This window comes from Streptomyces sp. WAC03905, from assembly GCF_057371075.1.
In genome coordinates this window covers 4,103,896-4,125,896 of sequence record NZ_JBXYDZ010000003.1, presented here as the reverse complement: position 1 = coordinate 4,125,896, position 22,001 = coordinate 4,103,896, and the positions used below count along the sequence as shown (strand labels likewise).

The 22,001-nt window shown below is 73.4% G+C and carries 21 protein-coding genes, 3 tRNA genes, 1 other RNA gene and 1 pseudogene; 17 read left to right on the top strand and 9 right to left on the bottom strand.

All coding sequences use genetic code 11. The annotated features are described in order from the left end of the window. Window positions 1-104 precede the first annotated feature (104 nt). Window positions 105-1,592 (bottom strand): N,N-dimethylformamidase beta subunit family domain-containing protein, encoded by a 1,488-nt coding sequence (locus tag AC2RP6_RS21180; protein ID WP_486447613.1) that lies wholly within the window; start codon window positions 1,590-1,592, stop codon window positions 105-107. A gap of 203 nt (window positions 1,593-1,795) precedes the next feature. Then, a pseudogene (locus AC2RP6_RS21175) lies at window positions 1,796-3,545 on the bottom strand (M48 family metalloprotease). On the opposite strand from AC2RP6_RS21175, the gene AC2RP6_RS21170 reads away from it, so the two are divergent. Next, window positions 3,433-3,675: a hypothetical protein gene (locus tag AC2RP6_RS21170; protein ID WP_486450588.1), complete on the top strand. Its 243-nt coding sequence runs from the start codon at window positions 3,433-3,435 to the stop codon at window positions 3,673-3,675. The pseudogene AC2RP6_RS21175 and the gene AC2RP6_RS21170 sit on opposite strands and share 113 nt — an antisense overlap. Before the next feature lie 219 nt (window positions 3,676-3,894). On the opposite strand, the gene purD is transcribed toward AC2RP6_RS21170, so the two are convergent. The 3 genes from purD to ffs form a co-directional block, all read right to left on the bottom strand. Beyond that, window positions 3,895-5,148: a phosphoribosylamine--glycine ligase gene (gene purD, locus AC2RP6_RS21165; RefSeq protein WP_486447612.1), complete on the bottom strand. Its 1,254-nt coding sequence runs from the start codon at window positions 5,146-5,148 to the stop codon at window positions 3,895-3,897. Window positions 5,149-5,208: 60 nt separating this feature from the next. Continuing rightward, complete coding sequence (locus AC2RP6_RS21160) at window positions 5,209-7,434, bottom strand: DNA polymerase III subunit gamma and tau (RefSeq protein ID WP_486447611.1); 2,226 nt, start codon at window positions 7,432-7,434, stop codon at window positions 5,209-5,211. A gap of 79 nt (window positions 7,435-7,513) precedes the next feature. Beyond that, window positions 7,514-7,608, bottom strand: an RNA gene (gene ffs, locus AC2RP6_RS21155) — signal recognition particle sRNA small type. 132 nt (window positions 7,609-7,740) lie between these two features. Between ffs and AC2RP6_RS21150 the strand changes: the two genes are divergently transcribed. From AC2RP6_RS21150 to AC2RP6_RS21130, 5 genes are all read left to right on the top strand, one after another. After that, a tRNA-Ser gene (locus AC2RP6_RS21150) sits at window positions 7,741-7,825 on the top strand. 262 nt (window positions 7,826-8,087) lie between these two features. Beyond that, entirely contained in the window at window positions 8,088-10,511 is a 2,424-nt protein-coding gene (locus AC2RP6_RS21145; RefSeq protein ID WP_486447610.1) for a helicase C-terminal domain-containing protein, read from the top strand. 65 nt (window positions 10,512-10,576) lie between these two features. Further along, window positions 10,577-10,792 (top strand): type II toxin-antitoxin system VapB family antitoxin, encoded by a 216-nt coding sequence (locus tag AC2RP6_RS21140; protein ID WP_079428878.1) that lies wholly within the window; start codon window positions 10,577-10,579, stop codon window positions 10,790-10,792. Then, complete coding sequence (locus AC2RP6_RS21135; protein WP_486447609.1) at window positions 10,789-11,211, top strand: PIN domain-containing protein; 423 nt, start codon at window positions 10,789-10,791, stop codon at window positions 11,209-11,211. Before AC2RP6_RS21140 ends, AC2RP6_RS21135 begins: the two co-directional genes overlap by 4 nt. 86 nt (window positions 11,212-11,297) lie before the next feature. Beyond that, window positions 11,298-11,391 (top strand) — tRNA-OTHER (locus tag AC2RP6_RS21130). Window positions 11,392-11,496: 105 nt separating this feature from the next. Here AC2RP6_RS21130 and AC2RP6_RS21125 read toward each other — a convergent pair. Next, window positions 11,497-12,309 (bottom strand): VOC family protein, encoded by an 813-nt coding sequence (locus AC2RP6_RS21125; protein WP_486447608.1) that lies wholly within the window; start codon window positions 12,307-12,309, stop codon window positions 11,497-11,499. A gap of 103 nt (window positions 12,310-12,412) precedes the next feature. Between AC2RP6_RS21125 and AC2RP6_RS21120 the strand changes: the two genes are divergently transcribed. Together AC2RP6_RS21120 and AC2RP6_RS21115 are read left to right on the top strand one after the other, a co-directional pair. Beyond that, entirely contained in the window at window positions 12,413-13,015 is a 603-nt protein-coding gene (locus AC2RP6_RS21120; RefSeq protein ID WP_486447607.1) for an HhH-GPD-type base excision DNA repair protein, read from the top strand. Window positions 13,016-13,238: 223 nt separating this feature from the next. Continuing rightward, the gene (locus AC2RP6_RS21115; protein WP_486447606.1) at window positions 13,239-13,712 is read left to right on the top strand and encodes a cupin domain-containing protein; all 474 of its coding nucleotides are present in this window, start codon (window positions 13,239-13,241) and stop codon (window positions 13,710-13,712) included. On the opposite strand, the gene opcA is transcribed toward AC2RP6_RS21115, so the two are convergent. Continuing rightward, entirely contained in the window at window positions 13,661-14,593 is a 933-nt protein-coding gene (opcA, locus tag AC2RP6_RS21110; RefSeq protein ID WP_486447605.1) for a glucose-6-phosphate dehydrogenase assembly protein OpcA, read from the bottom strand. The two genes, AC2RP6_RS21115 and opcA, sit on opposite strands and share 52 nt — an antisense overlap. A 20-nt stretch (window positions 14,594-14,613) precedes the next feature. Continuing rightward, window positions 14,614-16,224 carry a helicase HerA-like domain-containing protein gene (locus tag AC2RP6_RS21105; RefSeq protein ID WP_486447604.1) on the bottom strand — a complete coding sequence of 537 codons (1,611 nt, stop codon included), beginning with the start codon at window positions 16,222-16,224 and terminating at the stop codon, window positions 14,614-14,616. Between the two features lie 88 nt (window positions 16,225-16,312). Between AC2RP6_RS21105 and AC2RP6_RS21100 the strand changes: the two genes are divergently transcribed. Continuing rightward, entirely contained in the window at window positions 16,313-16,609 is a 297-nt protein-coding gene (locus AC2RP6_RS21100) for a type II toxin-antitoxin system VapB family antitoxin (protein ID WP_008740979.1), read from the top strand. Between the two features lie 92 nt (window positions 16,610-16,701). Beyond that, window positions 16,702-17,379 carry a LytR C-terminal domain-containing protein gene (locus AC2RP6_RS21095; protein ID WP_486447603.1) on the top strand — a complete coding sequence of 226 codons (678 nt, stop codon included), beginning with the start codon at window positions 16,702-16,704 and terminating at the stop codon, window positions 17,377-17,379. 37 nt (window positions 17,380-17,416) lie between these two features. Here AC2RP6_RS21095 and upp read toward each other — a convergent pair whose 3' ends face one another. Then, window positions 17,417-18,052 carry a uracil phosphoribosyltransferase gene (gene upp, locus AC2RP6_RS21090; protein WP_030647077.1) on the bottom strand — a complete coding sequence of 212 codons (636 nt, stop codon included), beginning with the start codon at window positions 18,050-18,052 and terminating at the stop codon, window positions 17,417-17,419. 163 nt (window positions 18,053-18,215) lie between these two features. Between upp and AC2RP6_RS21085 the strand changes: the two genes are divergently transcribed. From AC2RP6_RS21085 to AC2RP6_RS21055, 7 genes are all read left to right on the top strand, one after another. Next, complete coding sequence (locus tag AC2RP6_RS21085; RefSeq protein ID WP_486447602.1) at window positions 18,216-19,157, top strand: universal stress protein; 942 nt, start codon at window positions 18,216-18,218, stop codon at window positions 19,155-19,157. 84 nt (window positions 19,158-19,241) lie between these two features. Continuing rightward, a complete protein-coding gene (locus AC2RP6_RS21080) occupies window positions 19,242-19,421 on the top strand; it encodes a hypothetical protein (RefSeq protein WP_486447601.1) in 180 nt (59 codons plus the stop codon). Between the two features lie 301 nt (window positions 19,422-19,722). Next, complete coding sequence (locus AC2RP6_RS21075) at window positions 19,723-20,271, top strand: tRNA adenosine deaminase-associated protein (protein ID WP_486447600.1); 549 nt, start codon at window positions 19,723-19,725, stop codon at window positions 20,269-20,271. A 59-nt stretch (window positions 20,272-20,330) separates the two neighbouring features. After that, window positions 20,331-20,759, top strand: a complete 429-nt coding sequence (tadA, locus tag AC2RP6_RS21070) for a tRNA adenosine(34) deaminase TadA (RefSeq protein ID WP_486450393.1) — start codon at window positions 20,331-20,333, stop codon at window positions 20,757-20,759. A gap of 126 nt (window positions 20,760-20,885) precedes the next feature. After that, window positions 20,886-20,970 (top strand) — tRNA-Ser (locus AC2RP6_RS21065). A gap of 175 nt (window positions 20,971-21,145) precedes the next feature. Next, window positions 21,146-21,442 carry a hypothetical protein gene (locus tag AC2RP6_RS21060; protein ID WP_486447599.1) on the top strand — a complete coding sequence of 99 codons (297 nt, stop codon included), beginning with the start codon at window positions 21,146-21,148 and terminating at the stop codon, window positions 21,440-21,442. Between the two features lie 377 nt (window positions 21,443-21,819). Then, a complete protein-coding gene (locus tag AC2RP6_RS21055) occupies window positions 21,820-21,981 on the top strand; it encodes a hypothetical protein (protein ID WP_167344740.1) in 162 nt (53 codons plus the stop codon). The last annotated feature ends 20 nt before the right edge of the window (window positions 21,982-22,001 follow it).

Genomic DNA, 22,001 nt, shown 5'->3' with positions numbered 1-22,001 from the left:
GCCCCCTCCCGCGGACAGGGGTGCGTCGGGCGGGGGCAGCCGTGTCGGTGGAGCCGTGTCGGTCACGCCTGCGCAGCCGCCGCAGTCGGGCGTGCGCAGCCGCGTCAGTCGCGCTTGCAGATCCGGTCGAGGAGGTTGGCCGTGGCGCGCTGCACGCGTTCGTCCACGTGGCCGGGGCGGTCCAGGGCCGGCGACCAGGCGAACGTCCCGGAGGCGAAGACCAGCGCCCCGCTCGGCGCCCGGTAGAGGGAGGTCTCCTGGTGGCGCCGCTGCCCCTCGGTGTCCAGGTACGGGGAGTGCGCGAGCAGGATCCGGTCCTGGTGTTCGGGGAGCTGCGTGCGCGGGAAGTAGCGGTCGGCCTCGCCCGCGACCAGGCCGGGCAGCTCGTCGTTCTCCCCGGCGCCGGTCGCGTCCCACAGCCAGTGCGTGGCGTTGCGGACGATCAGCGGCGCCGGGTCCGGGACCCGGCCCGCGTACTGGATGCCGAGGAGCTGCTGCTCCGGGCGGTCGACCTCGCGCCAGAGGCTGGGACGGCCGGGTCCGCGGCGTTTTCGGCAGGTGAGCAGCCGGTCCTCGACCCCGGAGGGCGAGGGGGCCAGCTCGACCTGCCAGTACATGGTGTTCGCGGAGAGGAAGACGAGGGAGGTGCCGTGGCTGCGGGCCCGCTCGACGGCGCGGCGCATGGGCGCCGACCAGTATTCGTCGTGGCCGGGGAAGACCAGGCCGCGGTAACGGGTGGGGTCGACGCGGCCGGCGTGCAGGTCGCGGGTGTCGGCGTAGGCGATGTCGTAGCCGTAGCGCTCGGCCCAGCGGATGAAGTCGTAGGCGTGGCCGACGTGCAGGGGCAGCCCGGCGCCCGCGTAGGGCCGGTCGAAGGAGACGGTGACGGCCGCGTCCTGCTCGCCGAGGAGCCGGCCCGCCTCGTCCCAGGCGTGGTAGAGGCTCGCGCCGGTCCGGCCGTCCTCCGGGTAGAGGTTGTACGCCTGCCAGGTGATGTCCGGGAGCAGGAGCAGCAGGTCGGCGGGGTGGTCGTCGCGGACCGTGAACGGGATGTGGGAGCGGTAGCCGTCGGCGGTGGTCAGGACGGCGACGTACGCGCCGACGCTCCAGTACGACGGGACCTGCAGGCGCCAGGAGAGCCACCAGTGGTGGCAGGAGACGGTGCGGTCCGCGGCGAGGGGGGCGGGCTGGACGATGCCGGACAGGCGCGGGCTGGTGGTGATCTTCGAGGCGCCGTCGCCGCCGTAGTGGCCGATCCGGTACACGTCGACGGAGAACTGCTGGGGCGGGTCGACGGTGATGTGGAAGTCGATGGCCTCGCCCGGCGCGACGGCGCCGTTCGAGGCGAAGCCCTTGATCTGGCGGTGCACGTCGTCGGCCGTGCGGGGGCCGCCGTTGCCGCGGGCGCGGGGGATCTGGCCGGTCCCGGCGGCCGCGGCGGCCGGGTCGACGTACCAGGGGACGACCTGACCGGTGTCGTCGAAGTAGAGCTCGCTGCCCCGGAACCAGGGCAGGGGACCCTGCCCGAAGGGGTCGTTCACCGCGTGCGCGAGCGCACCCGACTCCCAACGCCGGATCTGGTCCGTACCCATGACCGCTCCCCTCCCTCGCTCCCCCGGCCGGCGTGCATCGCCTCGGTGCATGGCGCGCATTGCGCCGGTGCGGCACTTCTCGGACATCCGCTCCGGGGTCATCCAGCCGCGACCGGTCCCAGCACATCACATTACGCACGCAGTCCGTCACCGTTCGTCGCGAATTGGCGCGACCGGAACCGTCCCGGCCGACCACGATCGGCTCAGACGAGGCGGACCGGCTTCTCCGTGCGGACACCCAGGGCCGACAGCCACTCCCGCAGGGGCGCCGGGTCGCCGTCCTCGACCAGGCAGAGCACCCGGGGGGCCAGATCGGTCCGGCGGTCGCCGCCGACCAGCAGGACGGGACCGTCGAGCCAGTCCATGCCGGGGGCCGCCCCGGCCGAGTCCACGGCGGCGCAGCACACCATCGCCGTCACGTGGTCGGCCAGCAGGTCCCGGCCGCTGCGCGGCGGCTGGAGCGGGAACAGCGGTACGGCGTCGGCGCCGCGGGCCTCCCCGGCCCCGGCCGCGGATCCCGCCGCGCGCTCCTCGCGGGCCAGGTCGGCGCTGAGCCGGCCCGCCAGGGCCTCACCGAGCGCCCCTTCTCCCGCGGCGTTCGTCAGACAGCCCAGCACCCGCTCCAGCGTGGGCCCGGCGAAGCCGTCCACGGCGGGCGGCGCGGCGTCGGCCGCCTCGATCGTGGCGGGTCCCGCAGCAGCGGCAGCAGCGGGTGAACCGGCGGCTCCGGCAGCGGCGGAAGCCCGCGCGGCGGGGGCCACGGGGCCGGAACCGGCCGGGCTCGCGGAGCCTGCGGCCGCGGTGGTTCCGGTGGAGCCGTGCGGCCCGGTCGACCCCGGGGGCCGGCCCCCGGGACCGACGAGCGCGTCCAGGGCCGCGTGCAGGCGGGCGGCCTCCGCACGCCAGGTGCGGTCCACGACCTCTTCCGGATAGGCGGTCCACTCCACCGGCGACCAGTCCGGCCCGGCCTCGGCCGGACCTCCGTGGAAGAGCCGCGCGGCCAGCAGCGAGGTCGCCTCGTCGATCGCGCCGGGCTGCTCCAGCAGGTCGCAGGCGGGCCGCTCGCCGAGCCGCGAGGTGAAGCCCTCGGCCAGCCGGTCCCGCCGCGACAGCTCGGTCAGCGCCGAGACCACCCCGGCGTCCAGGTGCGCCGGCCAGCGGCCCATCCGCCAGGCGGGCAGGGCGACCCGGGTCAGCAGCCGGTCCCAGCCCGCATAGGCGAGGCCGACCTGCTCCTGGGCGACGATGCGCAGCCCGTAGTCCACATCCTGTGCACGGTCCGAAGCGGCGGCGGCCACCCCGCGCTCCATCTCGGCGGCGTCCGTCCGGCACAGCCTCAGCAGCAGCCGGGCCGGGGCGGCGATCCAGCCGAGCCCGCGGCGGCCGCCCACGTCCACCGCGGCGTCCAGACCCCGTACGAAGCCGCGCGCGTCGGCTATGTCCGGGTGGGCGGAGGGGCCCGTACCGGCGACGACCGGCGCGAGGACCGCCCGCAGTTCCGCGACCCGCATCCACCACAGGAACGGCGAGCCGATCACCAGCACGGGAGCCGCACCGGCCGCGGACCGGGGGCCGCCGGCTGATGCCGGCCCGGCGGTGGGCCGCGTGGGTGCGGTCCTCCAGCCAGCTGTCGCAGTCCGGGGTCAGGGCTATCGCGGAGGGCGGCGGCACGTCCATGCGGTCGGCCAGGTCCCGCACCAGGCGGTAGAGATCGGGGGCGGCGGCCTCGGACAGCGGCACCGTCGGCGTCACCGCCGGGCTCGCCCGCAGCACCACGGCGGCGAAGGTCCCGCCGAGCAGCAGCACCAGCGCCGCGACCGCGCACACCACGAGGGTCACGGTGCCCCAGGGCGCACCGGCCAGCCGGCCCGTGGCCCGGGCGGCCACCAGCACCACCGCCACGGCGGCGGGCAGCAGTGCGACGGCCAGGGCCCGGCTGCGCACGCGCAGCACGGCCAAGGCGCGGGACCGTGCGGACGGAACGCCCGCCTCCATGGTCGAACCGAATCCGGACACGGCCGGTCTCACCCCCTCTGCCCTGCGGCTGCGTTGCTCACTCCCCCACTGTGACACCCGCCACTGACATCGCAAGGTCGGTGGGCCAAGTGCCGGAATGCTTGCGCCGCACCCTAGTTGGGGCACGCCCGGCCGTCAGGCAGACGGGGGGACGATCACCCGATGGAATGGCTTTGGGTAAAGCTGGGTGCGTTCGAACGAGGCCGGATGCAGTCGCACGCGGACATGCCCGCGGGCCCGGGCGCGGGTCGCGCGCACCGGGCCCGCGGGTCCGCGGAGCCGCTGCTCAGCCGAGCCCGGCCGCCTTCGCCGCGATGTCCGTGCGGTGCTGCGAGCCGTCCAGCCGGATGCGCGCGACCGCCGTATACGCCTTCTCACGGGCCTGCGCCAGATCGGAACCGGTCGCCGTCACCGACAGCACCCGACCGCCCGCGCTGACGACGGCGTCGCCCTCGCGCCGGGTCCCGGCGTGGAGCACGTACGCGTCGGGCGCGTCCTCGGCCGCCACCTCGGCCAGGCCCTCGATCGGGTCCCCGGTCCGGGGGGTGTCGGGGTAGTTGTGCGAGGCGATGACGACGGTGACGGCCGCGTCCTCGCGCCACACCAGCGGCGGTTCGTCGGCGAGGGTGCCCTTGGCCGCGTTCAGCAGCACGCGCGCGAGCGGGGTGCGCAGCCGGGCCAGGACCACCTGGGTCTCGGGGTCGCCGAACCGGGCGTTGAACTCGATGACCCGGGTGCCGCGGCCGGTGATCGCCAGGCCGGCGTAGAGCAGCCCGGAGAAGGGGGTGCCGCGGCGGCGCAGCTCGTCCACGGTCGGCTGGAGCACGAGCTCCATGACCTCGTCGACCAGCTTCGGGTCGGCCCACGGCAGCGGGGAGTAGGCGCCCATGCCGCCCGTGTTGGGACCCTGGTCGTCGTCCAGGGCGCGCTTGAAGTCCTGCGCGGGCTGCAGCGGCACCACGGTCACGCCGTCGGTGATGGCGAAGAGGGAGACCTCGGGCCCGTCGAGGTACTCCTCGATGACCACGCGGTCGCAGGCGAGCGCGTGCGCGCGGGCCGCGGCGAGGTCGTCCGTGACCACGACGCCCTTGCCGGCCGCCAGACCGTCGTCCTTGACGACGTACGGGGCGCCGAAGGCGTCGAGGGCCGCGTCCACCTCCTCCGGGGTGGTGCAGACGTAGCTGCGCGCGGTCGGGACCCCGGCCGCCGCCATCACGTCCTTGGCGAAGGCCTTGGAGCCTTCGAGCTGCGCCGCTTCGGCGGACGGGCCGAAGACGGGGATGCCGGCCGCGCGCACGGCGTCACCGACACCGGCGACCAGCGGGGCCTCCGGCCCGACGACGACCAGGTCGGCGCCGAGTTCGGTGGCGAGCGCGGCGACGGCTCCGCCGTCGAGGGCGTCGACCGGGCGGAGCTCGGCCACCTCGGCGATGCCGGCGTTGCCGGGAGCGCAGTACAGCGCGGAGACGTCGGGGTCGAGGGACAGAGAGCGGCACAGGGCGTGTTCGCGGGCGCCGCCGCCGATGACGAGGACCTTCACGCCGCCCAGCCTAGCCCGGACGGCGGGGCGGGCTTCGTGCGGCCACCCAACCGGGACCGCCTACTCGTTTGTGTATTCCTCCACAACGGTGGCTCCGAGCTCGCGCACGATCAGGTCGTGTCCGGTCAGCGCGCTCTCGACGAGGTCGGGGTCGTCGTCCTCCGCGAAGTCGTCCTCGGGAGCCACCGGCGGGGGGGCCTGCTGTACGGGCGGCGGCGGGGCGGAGACCGACTGCTGGGGCGGCTGGGACTGCTGGTGCTGCTGGGACTGCTGCTGCGGCGGTGCGGACGGGGCCTGCGGGGCCGGGGCCTGCTGCTGCGGCGGGGGCGGCGGGCTGTAGGCGGGCGCGGACGGCGCCCCGTACGACGACGGGCCCGGGCCGCCCGGCGGGACCGGGGAGCCGCCGACGACGGCCTCGATCTTCCAGTTGACCTGGAACTGCTCGGCCAGGACCGCCTTGAGCACGTCCTCGCTGCCGCTGCTGGCGAAGTTGTCGCGGGCTCCGGCGTTGGGGAAGCCGAGCTGCAGGGTGGTCCCGTCGAAGCCGGTGACCTGGGCGTTCTGGCTGAGCAGGATCCAGGTGAAGCGGCGGCGGTTCTTGACGGCGTCCAGGACGCCGGGCCACATCGCCTGCACCTGCCCGGCGCCGGCGGCCATGCCGGGGGAGGGTGCGGGGGCGGCCGCCGCCGGGGCGGCGGACACCGGAGCCGGAGTGGCCGGAACCTGCGCCGGGGCGGGGGCGCCCTGTCCGGGGGAGGCCGCGCTGGGCCAGGCACCGGGCGCGGGGGCCGCGGCGGCGGGCCGGGCGGCCGGGGCTCCGCTGCCGGGCTGCGCGGCCCCGGGCCACGCGCCGGGCGCGGGCTGGGCGGGCTGGGTCTGCACGGGCGCGACGGCCGGTGCTGCGGGCGCGGCGGCGGCCGGTACGGCTTCCGGCGGCGCGGCGGAACGTACCGGCTCGGCGGCGACGGGGGGCGCGGCGGGAGCCGGCGCCGGCGCACGGACGGCGGCGGCCCGCGCGGCGGCGGGACCACCGCCCGGTCCGGCGGGCGCCATGGCGTGCGCCTCGGGCCCGGGCACGTAACCCATCGCGGGGGCCGTGCCCTGCGGCGCGGCGGCGAAGGCGGCGGCCCCGCTGCGCTCCAGGCGGTCCAGCCGGGCCTGGAAGGAGCGCTCGTCGTCGAAGGCCGCGGGGAGCAGCACGCGGGCGCAGATCAGCTCCAGCTGGAGCCGTGGCGAGGTCGCGCCCCGCATCTCGGTGAGGCCCGCGTTGACCAGGTCGGCGGCGCGCGAGAGCTCGGCGGCCCCGAACACGGACGCCTGCGCCTGCATCCGCTCCACGACGTCGGCGGGGGCGTCGATCAGCCCCTTCTCCCCGGCGTCGGGCACGGCGGCCAGGATGACCAGGTCGCGCAGCCGCTCCAGCAGGTCGGCGACGAACCGGCGCGGATCGTTGCCGCCCTCGACGACCCGGTCGACGACCTCGAAGGCGGCCGCGCCGTCCCCGGAGGCGAAGGCGTCGACGACGGAGTCGAGCAGCGAGCCCTCGGTGTAGCCGAGCAGGGAGGTGGCCATGGCGTACGTCACACCCTCCTCGCCGGCGCCGGCGAGGAGCTGGTCCATGACGGACATCGAGTCACGCACGGAGCCCGCGCCGGCGCGCACGACGAGCGGCAGCACGCCGTCCTCGACGCGGGCGCCCTCGCGTCCGCAGACCTCGCCCAGGTAATCGCGCAGGGTGCCGGGCGGCACGAGACGGAAGGGGTAGTGGTGCGTCCGGGACCGGATGGTCCCGATCACCTTCTCCGGCTCGGTGGTGGCGAAGATGAACTTGAGGTGCTCCGGCGGCTCCTCGACCACCTTCAGCAGGGCGTTGAAGCCCGCCGAGGTGACCATGTGCGCCTCGTCGATGATGTAGATCTTGTAGCGGCTGGACGCCGGGCCGAAGAAGGCCTTCTCGCGCAGGTCGCGGGCATCGTCCACACCACCGTGCGAGGCGGCGTCGATCTCGATGACGTCGATGGACCCCGGCCCGTTCCTGGCGAGGTCCTGGCAGGACTGGCACTCCCCGCAGGGGGTCGGAGTGGGACCCTGCTCACAGTTCAGGCACCGGGCGAGGATGCGCGCGCTGGTGGTCTTTCCACACCCGCGCGGCCCGCTGAACAGGTACGCGTGATTGACCCGGTTGTTCCGCAGGGCCTGCATCAGGGGTGCAGTGACATGCTCCTGACCGATGACCTCGGCGAACGACTCGGGGCGGTAGCGGCGGTACAGCGCAAGGGACGACACGTCTACGAGGTTATCCGGGCCCACCGACAACGGCGGCCCGCCGCCGCCACGGGCCCGCTCCGGCAAGGCCCCGGGAACGCAAAGGGCCCCCCACGCACCCGCCAGAGCCCACTTACCCTTGCTGCCTTCCGGCCCTGGGGGAGTTGGGTGAGATAGCGCCACGTGAGGGGCTGGGCCCCACCCTAGCGGATCCCCGCCCCCGGAATCGACCCCGCCCCCGACCGCGACCCGACCTCGCCCTCCGGCCGATCGCCTCCGGACGATCACGTTCGCGAGCACCCCTCCACGTCTTGTATTGTTTGCCGCGGAGGATTCGCCTAGAGGCCTAGGGCGCACGCTTGGAAAGCGTGTTGGGGGCAACCCCTCACGAGTTCGAATCTCGTATCCTCCGCAGCCGCCTGAACAGGCGAAACGAAGAGCCGGACCGCTGATTGCGGTCCGGCTCTTCGGCATGCCGTGGTTGCACTTCTGGTTGCGTTTACATCACCTCAATCCAGCCCTTTCGGCGCATCCGTAGACGACGCCGCCCTCCAAGCGCTGACATCGGGGAGGAACCCCGGTTCCGCACCCGCGACCCCGGCGAAGGCACCATCCTTGAACTCTGCACCGGAGCGGTTTCGGTGCTGCTCCGGCCCGGTTCGACGAGGTGTCCCATGAAATCCCGATCAACGCTGGGGTCTTGGCTGGGCAGCCTGGACGCTCCACGCCTGGCGCGTGTGCTCGCTCTACGGAAGGACGCGGCGTCATCTCCCGAGCCGCGGACGGTGGGGGAGCTGGCCGACCGCCTCCAGCGCCCGGGGTCGGTAGCGGTGGCCCTGCCGCAGCTCCCCCTGCCGTGCCTGCAAGCGGCCGAGGCGCTGGCGGCGCTGGGAGGACCGGCGTCGCGCGATGCCCTGGCGAAGCTGCTGGGTGCCACGGGCGGCGAAGCCGCCCGTCGGCTGGACTCCACGCTGGAGGTGCTGGCCGATCACGCACTGGTGTGGCCGGACGGCACCGGAGCACTCCACATGGCCGCACCCCTGCGGCAGGCGTGGGACGCACCCCTGGGGCTGGACGCCCCCCTGGAGAAACTGTTGGCAAGCGTGACCTCGGACGAGCTGCGCACCATGCTCGTGACCCTCGGCATCAAGCCACCTGGCACCAAGCAGCAGCGACTGGCGGCCTTGGTGGATCACCACAGCGACCCGCAAGCCATCGTCACACTGGTGGCACGGGCACCGGCAGTCACAGAGAAGCTGCTTGTCCGCCGAGCGGAATCCGCGGCGGGGCAGCGGCAGTTCATCATGTTCGGATCACCCGGGCCCGACCTCGAACCCGGCGCCCGATGGGCACTCGACCGGGGGCTCCTGGTCGTGGACCGCCACCGGTACGGCCCCGCGCGCATGCCCGTCGAAGTCGCGCTGGCGTTGCGCGGGCCGGACTGGCACGCCCCGTTCGCCCCCTTGCCGCCTTCCACACGGATGGCGCCCGTTGGCGCCGCCGAGGTGGAACGGGAGGCCGCAGCCGCGACCACGGCACTCGCCGCCCAGGCCACCTCTGTCCTGTCGGCATGCTCCGCTTCCCCGCCGGCCAGGCTCAAGTCCGGTGGGATCGGTGCACGTGAACTGGCCCGGATCGGCAAGGCGTCCCAGGCCGACGACACCGTGGTCCGCATCGTCCTGGAGACCGCGTACGCCGCCGGACTACTGGGCCGGGACGGCGACCGTGTGGCGCCCACCAGGGCATACGACGCCTGGGCGGAGCAGGAGCCCGCCGAGCGACTCGCCGTACTGCTCCAGGCATGGCACAACCTGGCGCTCACCCCCACCCAGGCGCGTGACGAGGACAACAAGGCGCTCCCCGCCCTCGCGGGAGCGCCTCCTTGCCCTGGCTGCCTGCAGGCCCGGCACGGACTGCTCCACGCGACGTCGCAGGTTCCGGCGGGGCACGGCGCGACCATTGCCGCGGACCTGGGGCCGCTGGTGGCCTGGCATCGCCCGCTCGCCGACGCGTCACCCCTGGATGGGACACCGTTCGCCACCCTGATCCGCGAGGCCGAGCTGGTCGGCGTGCTCGCCCGCGGCGCCCTGTCCCCCCTCGGCCACGCCCTGCTGGAAGACGACGTCTCAGCACTGGCCGCCGTGTGCCGGCGGCTCCTGCCCACGGCCACCCGGACAGCACGGATCGGCGCCGACCTCACCGCCGTCGTCACCGGCACTCCATCGGCACGACTCGCCGCGCTGCTGGACTCGGTCGCCGACCGCGAAACCAGCGGCACGGCCTCGGTCTGGCGGTTCACTGCCGACAGCGTCCGCCGGGCCTTGGACGCCGGGGACACACCGGACGACCTCACAGCCAATCTGGCCGCCGTCGCTACCGGACCGTTGCCCCAGCCCCTGTCGTTTCTCATCGCCGACACCGCACGCAGTCACGGCCGCGCGCGCGTCGCCCCCGCAGCCTGCGTCATCCACGGCGAGGAGCCGGCGCTGCTCGCCGAGCTCGCCGCCCACCGCAAGCTCACCGAACTCGGCCTCCGACAGCTCGCGCCCACGGTGCTCGTCAGCCGCAGCCCGCTCGACGCGACCCTCGCCGCGCTCCGCGCCGAGGGCTACGCCCCCGTCGCCGAGACCGCCGACGGAACCGTACGCATCGAGAAGACCCGACCACAGAGGGCCGCCGCCGTACCGACCCCCCGAAAGGCCGGTACGGGCACCCACCGCCACAACGCGGTCAGCCACACCGTGAGGACACCGGCCGGCGCCGACCCGAACACCCTGGCCGCTCGCCTGCTCACCGCCCCGCCCACCACCCCGGACCCCGACCCCTTCGGCAGCGGGGTCCCCTTCGGCACCGACACCGAGGAGATCGTCGCCGGGTGCGCGAAGCGGCTGTCCTACACCGATGTCCGCCAGCTCGCCCATGCCATCGACGCCGGAACGCCCCTCACCGTCGAATACGTCGCCACCTCCGGCAACCGCACAGTGCGCACCCTCAGCCGCCTCGAACTCGACCCGCCCTACCTCGAAGCCTGGTGCCACCTGCGAGAAGACGAACGTGTCTTCGCCCTCTCCCGGATCCACAGCGTCATGCCGGCGTGACTCCATGGCATCGATGCACCATCGGAGATATAGTTGCCTCCATACTTGATATAAAGGAGGTGCACATGAGTCGGACAGTGATTGACCTCGATGACGAGCTGGTGGCAGACGTGGCCAAGGCGCTGGGAACCAGCACCAAGAAGGAGACGGTCAACACGGCCCTGCGCGAGGTGCTGGAGAACAGGCGGCGGGCGCTGGCTTTGACTCGCCTGCGCGCCGCGGCCGACGAAGGCGCGTTCGATCTGACACTCTTCGAGGACAAGCGGAACTACCGACGGTGAATGCCGCTCTCTACCTGATCGACACCAGCGCGCTCGCCCGCTTCATGCGAGGCGACGCGGAGCAGTACGGCTGGGACCAGGCGGCGGCCGCCGGGCTGATCGCCACATGTCCCATCACCGAGCTGGAGTTCTTCTACAGCGCCCGATCGGCTGCCGACCGGGCGCGCGGCATCGAAGACATGCGGCTGCTCTTCGGCTGGGTCCCGGTCGACGACCGCGCTTACGACCGGGCCTGGCAGGTCCAGGAAGCCCTCACCAAGCAAGGTAAGCACCGCAGCGCCGGTGCGGTGGACCTTGTTGTCGCCGCGACAGCCGAGTTGCAGGGGCTCACCCTCCTGCATGGCGACCACGACTTCGAATGCATCGCCGCGGTGACCGGCCAGCCGCTCCAGTGGTACGGCCCGGAGAGCCGCAAGTAGCCGGGCATTGGTTGCAGTTCTGGTTCCGTTCACCTCCGTCCGAGGCCATCCGGACGAGGCCACCCAGGACGACCCGCCGCAGGTCAGGACGGATACGGGCCCAGCCGGACGGGCGTACGAACATGTGGAAGGCGTGTTGGGGGCAACCCCTCACGAGTTCGAATCTCGTATCCTCCGCCAGTGCCTCACCGGGCACGTTGTCGAAGGGCCCCGCTGCTTGCAGCGGGGCCCTTCGACTTTTCCGGCGCCGCGACCGGGTCACGACCCGGTGGGACCGGGCGCCGGTCAGCCGAAGGTCGGCATCTCGCCGACCGTCGTCGACATGTCGATCACGGCGAAGGCGGCGCCCTGCGGGTCGGTGACCGCCGCGAACCGGCCGAACGGGCTGTCCATCGGGCCGAAGTGCAGCTTTCCGCCGTGCTTCTGCGTCTTCGCCACCGCCTCGTCGCAGTCCGACACCCCGAAGTAGACCTGGATGTACGGCGGCACGTCCGCCGGGAAGTCGGCGTCCATCTTCATCCGGCCCAGCACCGGCCGCCCCGGGGCGCCGACGCTGAAGACCTTGAAGTCCATGTCGGCCGCCTCCGGGTCGTCGCCCGGGTCCATCTGCTCGGCGGCGTAGGGGAAGACCTTCGTCAGGAAGGCGTCCGGCTCGGCCGGCTCCCGGGTGAAGACCTCCGCCCAGGCGTAGGAACCCGCCTCGCCCATCTTCTCGAAGCCCTTGTGCTCGCCGGGCTGCCAGACGCCGAAGACGGCGCCGCTGGGCTCCTTCGCGATCAGCATCGTGCCGAAGCCGCCGACCTGCATCGGGCCCATGAGGACCTCGCCGCCGTTGGCGGTCACCTTCCCGGCGGTGGCGGCCGCGTCGGGGGAGGCGAAGTACAGGCACCACTGCGAGGGCGCGTCCACCCCCGGCATCGGCGGCACGACGGCCGCGACGGCCTTGCCGTCGGAGTAGGCCTGCGTGTAGTTGCCGTACTCGCTGCTGGACTCGCCGAAGGTCCAGCCCAGCACGTCGCCGTAGAAGGTCTTGGCGCCCTCCACGTCGCTGAACATCGCGTCCACCCAGCACGGCGCGCCTTCGGGGAACTCGTGCATGATCGATCGACTCCTCGGCTCGTTCGCGGCTGTCGTCGTACTCACGCTAGGCGCGCGGTGTGCCGACCGCGCGGGGAGCGCGCCCGCGCGGGACGCTGGAGCCATGGACAAGGACATCACCATCCGGCTGGCGCAGCAGCCCGAGGCCGACGCGCTGCTCGGCCGCAGCCCGCTCGCCGCGCTCGTCGGAATGCTGCTGGACCAGCAGGTGCCCATGGAGTGGGCCTTCTCGGGGCCGTGGACGATCGCCCGGCGGCTGGGCTCCGACGACCTGGACGCGCACACGATCGCCGCGTACGACCCGGAGGCCTTCGCCGCCCTGCTCTCGGAGAAGCCCGCCGTGCACCGGTACCCGGGCTCGATGGCGACGCGGATCCAGCAGTTGTGCGGGTACCTGGTGGAGCACTACGACGGGAGCGCCGAAGCGGTCTGGGCCGACGCCTCCACGGGGCGTGAGCTGCTGGCGCGCCTCAAGGCGCTGCCGGGCTTCGGCGAGCAGAAGGCGCAGATCTTCCTCGCCCTGCTGGGCAAGCGCTTCGGGGTGCGGCCGACGGGCTGGCGGGAGGCCGCGGGCGGCTACGGCCAGGCGAACGTCTACCGCTCGGCGGCGGACATCACCGGGCCCGAGTCCCTGGCCAAGGTGCGGGCGCACAAGCAGGAGATGAAGGCCGCCGCCAAGGCGGCGAAGGCGGCGGGCGGCGCCTGACCGGGGCGATCCCCGGGCCCGGGCCCGCCCCCTGCGACCCCCCGGGCCCGCCACCTGCGAGCCCCGGGTCCGCCCACGGTCAGGCTCCCGGGCCGGTTCGGGCGCGGCTTCCGGCAGGCCCGGACCCGGCCGGGAGCACACCACCCCCGGCCGGAATTGACCGGCCAGACACGGCCCCGATTGACCCCTGAGTCCGGTCGATCACGACCGTAGATTGGGGGACATGACAGAGATCGCGACCCGCGCCGCCACCGCCGAAGCCATCCAGGACGCCCCCGGCAGCACCATCACCCTGCTGACCGACACCGCCGAACTGACCTGCAACACGGCCACCTTCGAGGAGGGCGCGGCGGGCGCCCCGGTGCACTTCCACACCAGGGCCACCGAGTTCTTCCACGTCACCTCCGGGCGCCTCGACGTCCTGGTCGGCGACGAGATCCAGACCCTGGACGCCGGCGACTTCATCGCGATCCCGCCGGGCGTCAAGCACGCCTTCGCCCCCGCCGCCGGCCACACGGCGAGCGTCTTCGTCGGCTTCACCCCCGGCATGGGCCGCTTCGACTACTACCGCCTCCTCGGCCGGGTCAACGCGGGCGAGGCCACCGTGCAGGACATCAAGGACAGCTCCACGGCCTACGACAACCACTACGCCGAGAGCCCCGCCTGGAGCGGCCGCCGCCGCAGCGCCGAGCCGTAGACCACGTCCGCGTCGAGGCGGCGCAGTTCCTCCGCGATCAGTTCGGCGCCGCTGCGGATCTTCAGGGCCACCCTGCGGTCGGGGCTCCCCGGCAGGATCAGGGTGGCCAGGGCGCCCGCGGGCCGGTCCACCCGGATCTCCCCGCCCGTGGTGCGCAGCACCACCCCCGTGACGACGGGGCCGTCGGTCGCGACCCGGTCCACCGGGACCCCCAGCCGGTCCTCCAGCCAGCGCGCCAGCAGCTCGGCGCTCGCGTTGTCCGGCTCGCTCTCCACGGCCGCACCGGTCACCGGCAGCGGCTTCTGGTCCAGGGCGGCGGCCAGCAGCGCCCGCCACGGCGTCAGCCGGGTCCAGGCCAGGTCGGTGTCCCCGGGCTGGTAGCCGGCGGCGCGTTCGCCGAGCACGCCCACCGGGTCGAAGGCGGCGGCCGCGTCCGTGATCCGGCGCTGCGCGAGCGCGCCCAGCGGGTCCCGCGCCAGGTCGGCGGGGGCGTCGGCCGGCCACCACGCCACCACCGGCGCGTCGGGCACCAGCAGCGGCAGGACGACCGACCCGGCCTGATCGGTCAGCGCCCCGTGCAGGCGCAGCAGGACGAGTTCGCCGGTGCCGGCGTCCGACCCGACCCGCAGCTCGGCGTCCACCCGGCTGGCGCGGAGCTTGTGCGGGCCGCGCGAGACCCGTTTGATGACCGCGATGATGCGGCAGGGGTGCTCGCGCGAGGCCTCGGAGGCCGCGCGTACGGCGTCGTAGGCGTTCTCCTCGTCGGTGACGACGACGAGCGTCAGCACGAGCCCCATGGTGGGGCTGCCTATCGCCCGGCGTGCTGCGAGCAGCGCCCGGTTGACCTTGCTGGACGTGGTGTCGGTGAGTTCGGTCCGCATGGGGCGAGTCTGTCACCGCGTCATCTGCGCCTGCGCGCCGTGCCGAAGACGGAGCGGGAGATCTCCCGGCCCAGCTGCGTGCCGATCGAGCGGGCCAGCGAACGGAACAGCCCGCTCCCCACGACCTGTTCGGCCAGCGACGGGGCGGCCTTCGGGGCGCGGCCCCCGGCCGCCCGCGCGGCCTGCTTCTGCGCGGCCTCGGCCTGCTTCTCGGCCTCGGCCGCCGCCGCGGCGGCCTCCGCCTGCGCCTCCGCCGCAGCCTGCTCGGCGCTGATCTTCTCGTACGCCGACTCGCGGTCCACGGGCTCCGCGTAGCGCGACCAGAGCAGCGAGGCCCGCACGGCCCGCTCCAGGTCGTCGGCCGCGACGGGCCCCATCAGCGACTGGGGGGCGCGCAGGCGGGTCGCGGCGACCGGAGTGGGGGCGCCGTTCTCGCTGAGCACGGTGACGACCGCTTCTCCCGTCCCCAGTCCGGTGAGCAGTTCCTCCAGGTCGTAGGCGGAGTGCGGGAAGGTCTTCACGGTCGCCTTCAGCGCCTTGGCGTCGTCGGGGGTGAAGGCGCGCAGGGCGTGCTGGACGCGGTTGCCGAGCTGGCCGAGGACGTCGGCCGGCACGTCCTTGGGGGTCTGGGTCACGAAGAAGACGCCGACGCCCTTGGACCGGATCAGCCGCACGGTCTGGGTGACGGACTGGAGGAAGGCCTTGGAGGCGCCGCTGAAGAGCAGGTGGGCCTCGTCGAAGAAGAAGACGAGCTTGGGCCTGTCCAGGTCGCCGACCTCGGGCAGGTCGTTGTAGAGGTCGGCCAGCAGCCACATCAGGAAGGTGGAGAAGAGCTGCGGCTTGTCCTGCACCGCCGGGAGTTCCAGCACGGAGACCACCCCGCGGCCGTCGGGGGCCGTGCGCAGGAACTCGCCGGTGTCGAACTCGGGCTCGCCGAAGAACTCCGTGGCGCCCTGCGTCTCGAAGGCGGTCAGCGCCCGCAGGATCACCCCGGCGGTGACGGTGGACAGCCCGCCGATGCCCTTGAGCTCCGCCTTGCCCTGGTCGGAGACGAGGAAGGCGACGACCGCGCGCAGGTCCTTGAGGTCGATCAGCTCCAGGCCCTTGGTGTCGGCGTAGTGGAAGATCAGGCCGAGGGACTGCTCCTGCGTCTGGTTGAGCTGGAGCACCTTCGACATCAGCACCGGGCCGAAGGCGGTGACGGTGGACCGGACCGGGATGCCGGGGCCGATCCCGCCCAGCGAGTAGAACTCGCCCGGGAACGCGGTGGGCTCCCAGCTCTGGGCCACGTCGCGGGCCCGCTCGTCGATCCGCCCGCCGGGCGTGCCGGGGGCCGTGATCCCCGAGACGTCGCCCTTGATGTCGGCGAGGAAGACGGGGACGCCGTTCGCCGACAGCTGCTCGGCGATGAGCTGGAGCGTCTTGGTCTTGCCGGTGCCCGTGGCGCCGGCGACCAGCCCGTGCCGGTTGAGCATGGGAAGGGGGATGCGGATCTGGCGGTCGGGCAGGCACGCGCCGTCCCAGAGGAGGGCCCCCAGATCGAGCGCGGGTCCGGTGAACGCGTACCCGGCGGCGATCTGCGCGGCCGGGTCGGTCGGGTCCGCGGCGGCGGCGTCGGTGCTCTCGCTCATGGATCACTCCCCAAATAGCACTGTCTGCCACTTTTGCACCACCCTTGCGAGGCTGCGCCCGCAGGCACGGGCCCGGTAGGCTTTCCGTGTGATCTTCAAGCGCATCGGAAGCGGGCGGCCGTACCCCGACCACGGCAGGGAAACCACCCGGCAGTGGGCGGACGTCGCGCCGCGCCCGGTCCGGCTCGACCAGCTCGTGACGACCAAGGGCCAGCTGGACCTCGAAACGCTGCTCGCCGAGGACTCGACGTTCTACGGCGACCTCTTCGCCCACGTCGTGAAGTGGCAGGGCGACCTCTACCTGGAGGACGGGCTGCACCGCGCCGTCCGCGCGGCCCTGCAGCAGCGTCAGGTGCTGCACGCCCGCGTCCTCGAGATGGACTGACGCTTCGCGTAGATTGCGCCTTTCGGGTCACCATTGACCTATCAGCAGATCATTTAGTAGGCATCGCCACCAGGTCGCATTACGCTGCGCCCATGAGCATGCTCACTCCCCCCGGCATGGGCGGAAAGTACCGCGTCACGGGGACCGCCTACCCCCGCATGAGCCGTAAGCGGAGCCGACGTCGCATCGTCGTCGCCGTGCTCGGCTCGGTCATCGCGCTTGCCCTGGTCGGCTACGGGGCACTGCAGCTCATCGACGTGTTCCAGGGCAACAGCCCGAAGCGGAACACGGCTGCCGGCGCCAAGGACTGCCCGACGAAATCCCCCGCGGCCGCGGCCAAGGGCGGCGCCCAGGCGGCCGCCGCCACCGCGTCCGCCCCCGCCAAACCGGCGGTCGTACTCCCCCCGCCCGGCGAGATCACGGTCAACGTCTACAACGCGACTCCCCGCGCGGGCCTGGCCAAGGCCGTCGGCGACGAACTCGCCAAACGCGGCTTCGTCATCGGCAGCGTCGGCAACGCGCCCGCCGACTTCGACAAGAAGGTCCCCGGTACCGGGATACTGCTGGGCTCCCCGACGACCGACAAGGCCGTCTTCGCCGTCCTGGGCACCCAGCTCGCCGGCACCACCCAGCAGACCGACACCCGTGAGACCGCGGACGTCGACCTGATCCTGGGCGACGCCTTCAAGGAGCTCAGCACGAAGGAGGACGCGGACAAGGCGCTGGCCCTGCTGGCCAACCCCGCGCCCGCGCCCGCCAAGAACTGCTGAGCGGACGGCCCGGCGCCGGACGCCGGGCCGCCGGGGCCTACTCCGCCGAGCCGTACATCCGGTCGCCGGCGTCGCCGAGGCCCGGGACGATGTAGCCGTGCTCGTTGAGGCGTTCGTCCACCGCGGCCGTCACCACGGTCACCGGCGTGCCCGCCAGGTCGCGCTCCATGACCTCCACGCCCTCCGGCGCGGCCAGCAGCACCACGGCCGTGACGTCGTCGGCACCGCGCTTGATCAGTTCCTGGATCGCCGCGACCAGGGTGCCGCCGGTGGCGAGCATCGGGTCCACGACGTAGACCTGGCGTCCGGAGAGGTCCTCCGGCATGCGCGTCGCGTACGTGGAGGCCTCCAGGGTCTCCTCGTTGCGGACCATGCCCATGAAGCCCACCTCGGCGGTCGGCAGCAGCCGCACCATGCCGTCCAGCATGCCCAGGCCCGCCCGCAGGATCGGGACGATCAGGGGCCGGGGGGCGGAGAGCTTCACGCCCGTGGTCGGGGCGACCGGGGTCTCGATGTCGGCCTGCTCCGTGCGCACGTCGCGGGTGGCCTCGTAGGCGAGCAGGGTCACCAGCTCGTCGGCGAGGCGCCGGAACGTGGCGGAGTCGGTGCGCTTGTCGCGCAGGGTGGTGAGTTTGTGCGCCACCAAGGGGTGATCGACGACCTGCAAACGCACAACATCCTCCAAAACTCAGCCTGCGACCTGCAAAAACGGCCGCCCGACGCGACCTGCACCCAAAAGGCTACGCGCTGACGCGCCCGCCTCGCGTCCGAAGCGGCGGCCACGCCCGCCGCGGCCTGCGGATGCGACCCGCGCGGAGGCCCAGCACGCTGGACGGATGAGCCACGCACCGGTGATCGCAGCCGTCGACGGGTCCGAGCACAGCCTCAAGGCCCTCCAGTGGGCGCGGGGCGCCGCCCTGCGGCATGGAACCGGGCTGCTCATCGCCCATGTACTGCCCGATCACGCCCAGTTGTACGCGGGCCGTCGGGCGGCGCTGCACGACGCCTCCGAGCCCGACGAGTACCCCGACCCCGTGCACGACTGGGTCCGCGGCGTCCTGGGCGCGGAGGCCGCGCTCCCCGACGGGGTCCGCTACGAGTCGCTGGAGGGCTCCGTGCCGGAGGCGCTGCGGGTGATCGGAGCGGGGGCGCTGATGCTCGTGATGGGTTCCCGCGGCCGCGGCGGCTTCGCCAGCCTGCTGCTCGGATCGAGCAGCAGGGCGGTCGCCTCGACCGCCCCGTGCCCCGTCGTGGTGGTCCCGCACGCCGACCGCGACGCCGGGGCGGCCGGCCCGGACGAGTCCGCGGGACGCGTCGTGCTCGGGCTGCACGCCGCCGAGACCCCCGACGACGTGCTCTCCTTCGCCTTCACGGAGGCGGCCGTGCGGGGGACCACCGTCCAGGTGGTCTCCGCGTACGCCGTCCCGCCCGCGCCGGCCCTGGTGATCGACCGGCCCTTCGAGGTGATCCCGCCGGAGGGACTCGCCGACGAGGGGGACGGCGTACCGGCCGAACGGGAGATGCTCCGCTCCCAGACGCAGCGCCTGGAGCCGCTGCGCACGCGCTTCCCGGACGTCCCCGTGGAGCAGGCCGCCGTCCCCGGCGACCCCGCCGGCCGACTGGTCGACGCCTCCCGGTCGGCGGCCCTGGTGGTGGTCGGCCGCCACCACCCGCGGCGCACGGCCTTGTCGCTCCAGATCGGCTCCGTGGCGCATGCCGTACTGCACCACGCGCACGGCCCGGTGGCGATCGTCCCGACCCTGAAGGACGACGTCTGACCTGCACGGGGGTGGCATCAAACGCCCTGTCCGGGGGAAGGTGGGTGCAGGGGGAAACGACCGACCAGCCCAGGGTGGTGGCCGATGCCCGACACGCAGCCGATCGACGACACTCCGGAGACCGCGGCGCAGCGCCGAGCACGCCGCGCCCAGTTCCTGCGTGACCTGATGGAGGCCCGCGCCCTGCGCGATCGCGTACAGCCCCGCCGGGCCCGCGCGGCCCGTATGCGCCAGCAGATGCGCATGCGCACGTTCCGCTGGTGAACCCGGCGCGCTCCGGCGCGACACGAGCGGTCGGTCGGACGACCGGCGCGACACGAGCGGCCGGTCGGACGACCGGCGCGACCCCCGCCGACCCCGGAACGCCCCGGCGCCGCAACCCCGCACCGGCCCCGGCGGGGCACGGCGCGGCACGACGCAAGCGCGGAAGACCTCTCGCAAAGCCGCTGTTTCTGCCACGATGCCGATTGGGCGGGGCAGGCGGCGCGCAGCACGGCCGCCATGTCCCAACCTCCGGCCGGGGGGACCTCCAACCGGCACGCCTAAGACCAGTGGGAGAGTCACGGTGTATTTCGCCGCACTGCTCGCGCGCACCGAAGACGGGTGGGAAGCGAGCGACATGGAACTCGACGACGTCGAGTCCCTCAGTGATCTGATCGATCTCGCCCGGTCCGCCGCTGTCGACGACGACACGGTGGTCGCCCTCATCGAGCAGGAGGACGCCTGGTTCGGCGTCGTCCGCGTGGACGGCGAGGAGGACCCGCGGTACTACGTGTCGAACGCCGCCGCGGCCGCCCGCAGCTCCTACGGCTCGATGCTGACCAAAGAGCTGCTGGGCAGCGACGAGGAGGACGACGAACTCGACGAGCTGGACCTGGACGGCACCGAGGACGGCGAGGAGGACGCCGTCGCCGCCTTCACGGACGAGGACTCCGACGAGGACGGGGAGCGCGGTACCGGCTCCGAGCCGGTACCGGCCGGTCCGCTCGGCGACCCCCGGCTGCTGGACGACCTCGGCGTGACCAACAAGCAACTGATGACCCTCGACGGAGACGCCCTCTCGGAGATCGCCGAGTCCCTCGGCGCCACCGAGGTCCTGGAGGCCGTCCGCTAGTGCTCACCGCCGACACCACCGATCCCGTCGACCCCGTACGGGACCCGTGGCGGGACTCCATGCGCCTGGCGCTCCAGGAGGCCGCCCGGGCGGTGCCGGCCGGCGACGTGCCGGTCGGCGCCGTCGTGCTGGGCCCGGCCGGGGAAGTCCTCGCCACCGGGCACAACGAGCGCGAGGCGAGCGGCGACCCCACGGCCCACGCCGAGGTCCTGGCGCTGCGCAGGGCCGCCGCCAAGCTCGGGGAATGGCGGCTCCCGGGATGCACCCTCGTGGTCACCCTGGAGCCGTGCGTGATGTGCGCCGGCGCGCTCGTGCAGTCGCGCGTCGCCCGGGTCGTCTACGGCGCGGACGACGACAAGGCGGGCGCCGCCGGGTCGCTGTGGGACCTCGTACGGGACCGGAGGCTCAACCACCGGCCTGAGGTGGTGCGCGGTGTGCTCGGTGACGAGTGCGCCCGTCAGCTGACGGAGTTCTTCCGCGACCTGTGACCGGGCTCGCGACGAAGTCGTGGTGCGACCCGCGTTGCGGGCCGGGAGGACCCGGCACGCGGGCCGTGGCGGGGCTCGCGGGCACCGATTTCGGCGGATGGGGTTCCTTAGGCTAGGATCCATCTCGGTAGTGTGTCCGAGTGGCCGAAGGAGCTCGCCTCGAAAGCGAGTATGGGGCAACCCATCGGGGGTTCAAATCCCTCCACTACCGCTCCGTTCGAAAGCCCCGCCCCGCAAGGGACGGGGCTTTCGGCGTGTTCGGCGGTGCGTCGGGGCCCTGGCGTCCCGCAGTCCGGTGCCCCGGGCGCGCTCCGTGCGGCGGCCCGCGGATCGGCCCTCCGGAGGACAGCGGCGTGACCGCCCGCCCCGTCGGCCGTTGTCACGGCATGACCAAGACCCAGCGCATCCTCGCCGCCTTCGCCCTCGCGGGGGCCGCCGCGGGCCTCGCCGCACCCGCCGCCTCCGCGGACACGGCCCCGATCTCCCCGCTCACCCTCCCGGACGTACCGATCCCCGCTCCCGGGATGCCCGCGGGGACCCAGCCCGCGTCCGTCCAGGAGGTCGTCGGCAAGGTCGGCGAGGGCGCGAACGGGCTCAACGCGCTGATGGACCTGCCCAACCAGCTGGCGCCCGTGATCGCCCCCGTCCAGCCCCTCACCGACCTGGCCGGCGCCATCCAGTAGCCGTGACCGCGACCGCCGCCCCTCGGCGGGATGCGAAGAAGGCCCCGACCGGGGTCGGGGCCATCGACGCGTAGGACGGGGGAAGTGGCATCGGGGGGACAAGCCACTTCCCCCGAGGAGGACGGGCCTGCCGGTCCGTGCCGCAGTCAGGGGGAAGCTCGCGGCCCGGACCCCGCAGTGAGGCCCTGTCCCTCACCCACCGGTTTCCTGCCAGAACCGGTGGGCTCACATCCATCCTGTGCCCACCGCACCCGTCGCCCGCCCGGCAAAGGGCCCGCACCACTGGGCCATTGGTCCTTAAAGGACAGGTGAGTGCCCAAACCTGACCGGTTAGACTCACCCGACTTGCAAGGACCGGTTGGGGAGGCCGCCCGCACGTGGACACCAAGAAGCTCATCACGGGTGCCCTCACCGTATTCGCCCTCTTCGTGATCATCACCCAGCCGAAGCGAGCCGCCGAGATCGTGGAAATAGGCTTCCAGGGGATATCGGATGCCGCCTCCGGCATCGGCGAGTTCATAACCGAACTGGTGCGCTGACCCGTACGCCGAAGCGGTTC